The organism is Desulfovibrio sp., from assembly GCF_035644575.1.
Classification (GTDB): domain Bacteria; phylum Desulfobacterota; class Desulfovibrionia; order Desulfovibrionales; family Desulfovibrionaceae; genus Desulfovibrio.
Map to the genome: position 1 here is coordinate 1 of NZ_DASQOG010000205.1, position 5,467 is coordinate 5,467.

The 5,467-nt window shown below is 58.2% G+C and carries 4 protein-coding genes; all 4 read right to left on the reverse strand.

Going from position 1 to position 5,467, the window contains the following annotated elements; genetic code table 11:
• Positions 1-1,285: phosphoglucomutase (locus VEZ52_RS11305; protein ID WP_324836899.1), on the reverse strand; the 1,285-nt coding region annotated here is incomplete at its 3' end.
• 105 nt (positions 1,286-1,390) lie between these two features.
• Positions 1,391-2,416, reverse strand: a complete 1,026-nt coding sequence (locus VEZ52_RS11310; protein ID WP_324836900.1) for a glycosyltransferase — start codon at positions 2,414-2,416, stop codon at positions 1,391-1,393.
• Between the two features lie 53 nt (positions 2,417-2,469).
• On the reverse strand, positions 2,470-3,897 hold the full coding sequence (locus tag VEZ52_RS11315) for a DegQ family serine endoprotease (RefSeq protein WP_324836901.1): 1,428 nt from the start codon (positions 3,895-3,897) through the stop codon (positions 2,470-2,472).
• Between the two features lie 14 nt (positions 3,898-3,911).
• On the reverse strand, positions 3,912-5,381 hold the full coding sequence (locus tag VEZ52_RS11320) for a 30S ribosomal protein S1 (protein WP_324836902.1): 1,470 nt from the start codon (positions 5,379-5,381) through the stop codon (positions 3,912-3,914).
• Positions 5,382-5,467 lie beyond the last annotated feature (86 nt).

Genomic DNA, 5,467 nt, shown 5'->3' on the forward strand with positions numbered 1-5,467 from the left:
ACTGCTCCACCGCCATCATTTCAGCCGCCAGCAGGCACATGAGGGGGCCGTCCTTGTCTGTGCTCCAGGGCGTGCCGTCAAAGCACAGGAAGGAAGCGCCCGCGCTTTCCTCGCAGCCAAAGCCGCAGCGCCCATTGAGCAAATAGGGCACAAACCATTTAAAGCCCACTGGCACCTCAACAACCGGGCGGCCAAGGTCCTTCCCTACCCTGTCGAGCATGGCGCTTGTCACAAGGGTTTTGCCAATGCCGCGCTGCGCGGGCCACTCCCTGCGGGTGCGGAACAGGTACCAGGCGGCGACGCTCAGAAAATGATTGGGGTTCATCAGCTCGTTGCGCGTCACAATGCCGTGGCGGTCGGAATCCGGATCACAGGCGAAGCTCAGGTCAAAATGGTCGCGCAGATCCAGCAGGCGGCTCATGGCATAGGGCGAGGAGCAATCCATGCGGATTTTGCCGTCCTTGTCGCAAGGAACAAAGCGGAATGTAGGATCCACTGCCCTGTTCACCACTTCAAGGTCAATGCCGTAGGCTTCTGCAATGGGTTCCCACATGGGCAGGCTTGCGCCGCCAAGGGGGTCAACGCCGATGCGCAGGCCAGAGGAGGCAATGGCCTTCATGTCCAGCACCCCGGCCAGATCCTGCACATAACTGCCGATGAAATCGTATTCTTCCACCAGCGAAGAGGTGCGCGCCGCCCGCAGGTGGGTGAGCTTTACGCCCTTGTTGCCGTTTTCGAGATAGACATTGGCGCATTTTTCAATCTGGCTGGTGACTTCTGCTTCTGCCGGACCGCCGTGGGGCGGATTGTACTTGAAGCCGCCGTCACGCGGGGGATTGTGCGAAGGCGTGATGACAATGCCATCGGCCAGACCGTTAACGCGGCCCGCGTTCCATTTGAGCACGGCATGGGAAATCGCCGGAGTGGCCGTGTAGGCCCCGCCAGCAGAAATGCGCACATTCACGTTGTTGGCAACCAGCACTTCCAGCGCGGAGCGAAAGGCGGCTTCAGACAGCGCATGGGTATCGCCGCCAAGAAACAGCGGTCCGTCAATGCCCTTGGCGGCGCGGTAGTCGCACACCGCCTGAGTGATGGCGTAGATGTGCTCCTCGTTAAAGCTGCACAGCACTGATGTGCCGCGATGCCCCGAGGTGCCAAAGGCAACACGCTGGGCTGCTAGCGCCGGATTGGGAAATTCGGTGTAGTACGCGCTCATGAGCGCGGGGATGTTCTCCAGCTTATCCAGCCCGGGCAGATGCCCGGCGTCGCTATGCACAACTGGCATTGATATTCCTCCAAAAAGTAGTGCTCTGCCGACTATATGCCCTATCGCGCATGCCTGCAATGCAGGATGCATCCCTTGATGTATTACTGCAAGTATTTGTGGTCGCTACAGTTGACGAAGGCATATTTTTTCAAAAAATTCGCGGTGTCCTTCCAGCTGCGGGTCAAGAAGCTCGCTGGAAAGCATTCCATAAGCTCCGCGCACAAGAGCTGTGCGTTTATCAAGCGATTGTTCAAGCCGCTCACGGTGCGCCTGAGTGGCGCACAACTCTGCCAGCATCTGCGTCAGGCTGACCGCACGCGCGGTGTCTGTATGGCGCCGGGCCACTGCCCTGCTCCCGGCTTGCGCAATCTCCGCAAGCCTTTCGGGATTTGCGAGCGCTGTGGCGGCAATGGCCGCAGCTGCCTGCGCATCGTTGCATTGGTATGTGGGCAGAATTTCCTCGCCGGGGGCAAAGAGCTCGTTCAGGCCGTTGCCGCAGGTTTCCATCAGCAGGGCCGCGCCGCAGGCGATAGCCTCAAAACAGCGGAAATTCACTTCTGAAGCCGCAGTCTGGTTAAGAACAATGCGGCTGCGCGTAAATATGGGCTTGTAATCGCCAGAAATTGCCACCAGCGGGTGTCTGGTGCGAAAGGCCCTGAGAAATGGAGCGCGGTCCGGATTATTTTTGTGCCCAAGGGTTCCCACGAAGGCCACCGGGATGTCGCGCGATGCAAAATCCCCCACGGGCTCAAGAACGTTAGGGTAAAATAGCGGAAACCAGTGCGCTGGTATGCCCTCGTGCGAAAATACTTCCACATAGTCTTTCTGCGCCACAAGGGTTACGTCAAAACCATTGGAATACGGGATGTGCCAGGGGTTGCAGTAGGTATCAATAGAATAACGCACCGAAGGCCAGGGGGCGTTCTCCGGATCAAGCAGTTGCGGCATATTGCCGTCATCGCAGTAGAACAGTGCGTCAGGCGCAAAACCGAGCGCATCAAGGCGGCTTTGGAGCTGCCGCACAGAGTATGGGTGCGGTGAGGGAATGTCGGCGTCAGCTGCCGGATGCACCGTGACAACGTGGTGCCCCAGGCGTTTGAGGGCTGGGGCCAGATACGGTCCGCCAATGTTGAGTATGCGTAAGCTCATGGATAAAAAAAGGGCTGCCCCGGTTAAGAGGCAGCCCGTGTAGTTTGTGCCTGCTACTTGCTCAGGCTTACAGTTCGGAAGTACACATCGCCTCGCCGTGAAATCTGCAACATGACTGCGCCTCGAGCGACGCCTTCATCGTTGACGATTTTCGACAGATCCGCAGCGCTGCGAACGGGTTTGAGGTTGGCCTTGAGAATCACGTCGCCGGGGCGCAGATCGGCTTCGGCAGCGGGCTTGTCAGGATTGACGTCAATGATGACCAGCCCTTCGTTTTTCTCAATCTTGAGTTCGCGGCGTTCTTCATCCGTCAGGGGACGGACGGAAATGCCGAGCAACCCCTCGTCCTTCTGCTTCTGATCCTTGCCGTTCTGATCGCCAGACTGCGAGGTTTTGCGCTCGCCAAGCGTCACGGTAAGGTCAGTGTTTTTGCCATCGCGCCACACCGTTATTGCAGCCTTGCTGCCGGGGGTTTTGTCGGCAATCACACGCAGCAGGGCTGCGGCGTCTTCAATGGCCTTGCCGTCAACGGAAACAATGATGTCGCCGTCTTTCATGCCAGCCTTGGCAGCGGGTTCGCCTTCCATAACGCTGCCCACAAGCGCGCCCTTGGCGTCCTTGAGGCCCAGCGCCTTGGCGGTATTTTCTTCAACATCCTGAATACCAACGCCAATCCAGCCACGGCTGATCTTTTTGCCGGACTTGATCTGGTCGATGATCTTGGCGGCCATGTTGCTCGGGATGGCAAAGCCAAGGCCCTGCCCGCTCGCCATAATGGCCGTGTTGATGCCGATCACCTGCCCGGCCATGTTCAGCAGCGGGCCGCCGCTGTTGCCGGGGTTGATGGAGGCATCCGTCTGCAGGAAGTTGTCAAAGGGGCCGGCGTGTATGTTGCGGTTTTTGGCCGAAAGTATACCCGCCGTCACCGTGTGGTCGAGGCCAAAGGGGTTGCCGATGGCCAGCAGCCACTCACCCACTCGCAGTTCGTCCGAATTGCCGAACGCGAGGAAGGGCAAGGTCTTTTTGGTTTCAATTTTCAGCAGGGCGAGGTCGGTTTCTTCATCCGCGCCAACCAGCTTGGCCGTGATGGCTTCGCTTTTGCCATTGCTCTGATCAAGGGTCACACGGATAACATCCGCATCTGCAACCACATGATTGTTGGTAACAATATAGCCGTCAGCGGAGACAATAAAGCCCGATCCCAGAGACTTCTGTTTCATCTGGGGGCGCTTGCCACCGCGCTTGCCGCCGAACTGATCAAAGAATTTGTCAAATCCTGGCGGCATATTGCGGAACATTTCCCCCATGAGATCGTCCTGGCTGTTACCGCTGGCCTTCCGTTCCGTACCGATGTTTACGACTGCCGGGCCGCTTTTGGCCGCCAGTTCGCTGAAGTCGGGCAGATTGGCTGCCTGGGCAAGCTGCGATGCCGCAAGAAAAGTCACGGCAAGCATGGCTGCAAGACATTTTTTTATCATCATGGAAAAGCTCCTGGTTACTTATTTTTCAGAGCCTTTTGCAAAGCCTGTGCCATGATGTTCATTCCAGACCCGCTGTTGGAGCTTGCGGTGGATGCATGCTGCTTCCACGCCTTGTCTTCGGCGGGTGCGGCAGTTTGCTCGCCCTCGGGGGCAAGGCTGATGCGTCTGGCGCTGGTGTCCAAATTTTGTACAGTAAGGGTAACGGCGTCGCCCTTGTCCAATTTGCTGTACTGCTTGCCCTGCTTGGAGTTCTTGATGACGCCAGCAGGCAGCAAACCGGTGATGCCGGGGGCCAGCGTAATAAAGAGGCCATAGGGGGTGCGGCTTTCAACCGTGCCGCTAACCGTTGAACCAACGGCAAACTGCTGGCCGGCTTCCTTCCAGGGGTCGCCTTCCGCATCGCGCAGGCTCAGGGAAATACGGCGGTTTTCAAGGTTGATTTCCTTGATTTTAACCGAAACGACTTCGCCCGCCGCAAGCACGTCTTCGGCCTTGGCCACGCGCTTTGTCCACGACAGTTCAGAAATGTGCACAAGGCCCTCAATGCCGGGCAGAAGCTCCACAAACGCGCCAAAGGGCGCGAGGCGAACAACCTTGCCGGAAACAACCGTGCCGGACTCAAGCCTGGTGGTCACATCCTGCCAGGGATCGCCCTCGGCCTGCTTGCGCGAAAGCGAAATGCGCACATGGCCCTTGCTGTCCTTGCTGATGGAGATAACCTTGGCGCGCACGGTGTCGTCGAGCGACACGGCTTCGTCAGGAGCGCCCACGCGCGACCAGGAAAGTTCGGAAAGGTGGATCATGCCTTCAACAGAAGGAGCAAGCTCCATGAATGCGCCAAAAGCGGCGAAACGCGTGATCTTGCCTTCAACCATATCGCCGGGCTTGAGGCTTTCAAGCAGGGCGTCGAGCTGTTCGGCGCGTTCGCGCTCAACAATGGCGCGGTGCGAAACCACAACATTTCTGCCGCGATTTTCAACGCGGATAACCAGAAACGGCATGGTGCGGCCCACAACCTCTGCGGCGTCTTCAGACGTGGCAACGCCAAGCTGGCTGCCGGGGCAGAAGGCCTGCTTGCCAAGCACGTCAACCGTGTAGCCGCCCTTGCACACTGCGGTTATGCGGCCGTCAACCGGCACTGCCGCATCGCGGGCTTCTTCAAGCGCGGCAACGCCGCTGCCGCTCATGGAGCGGGAAAGGCGAATCTCTTGCGAGGAAACGCCAGTAACCCACGCTTCGAGGCTGTCGCCGGGCTTAACGCTTTCATTGCCCTCGGCATCAAGAATGTCTTTGCGGTCAATGATGCCGTCAACCTTTATGCCCACGTCCACAAAAACGCTGTCGCCAGTGATGGCGATTACAGTCCCGGTCACTTTCTGGCCGGGCTGCAGGCGGTTTGAAGCGGTGTCGTGGGCCGCCAGCATGGCGGCAAAATCCTCAGCGCCTTCCTCCGACATGGAGGTTGCGAACTTATCCTCGGTCATAGTTTTCCTGCTCCTTACAAGCTGGGCTTATTGCTCAAGTCCGCCATATTACGCCATCCGCACAAGGAAAACAATTGTCTTTTTAG

Coding starts and splice junctions, on each gene's coding strand:
- VEZ52_RS11310 (WP_324836900.1), bottom strand. CDS start 2,416: ATGAGCTTACGCATACTCAACATTGGCGGACCGTATCTGGCCCCAGCC.
- VEZ52_RS11315 (WP_324836901.1), bottom strand. CDS start 3,897: ATGATGATAAAAAAATGTCTTGCAGCCATGCTTGCCGTGACTTTTCTT.
- VEZ52_RS11320 (WP_324836902.1), bottom strand. CDS start 5,381: ATGACCGAGGATAAGTTCGCAACCTCCATGTCGGAGGAAGGCGCTGAG.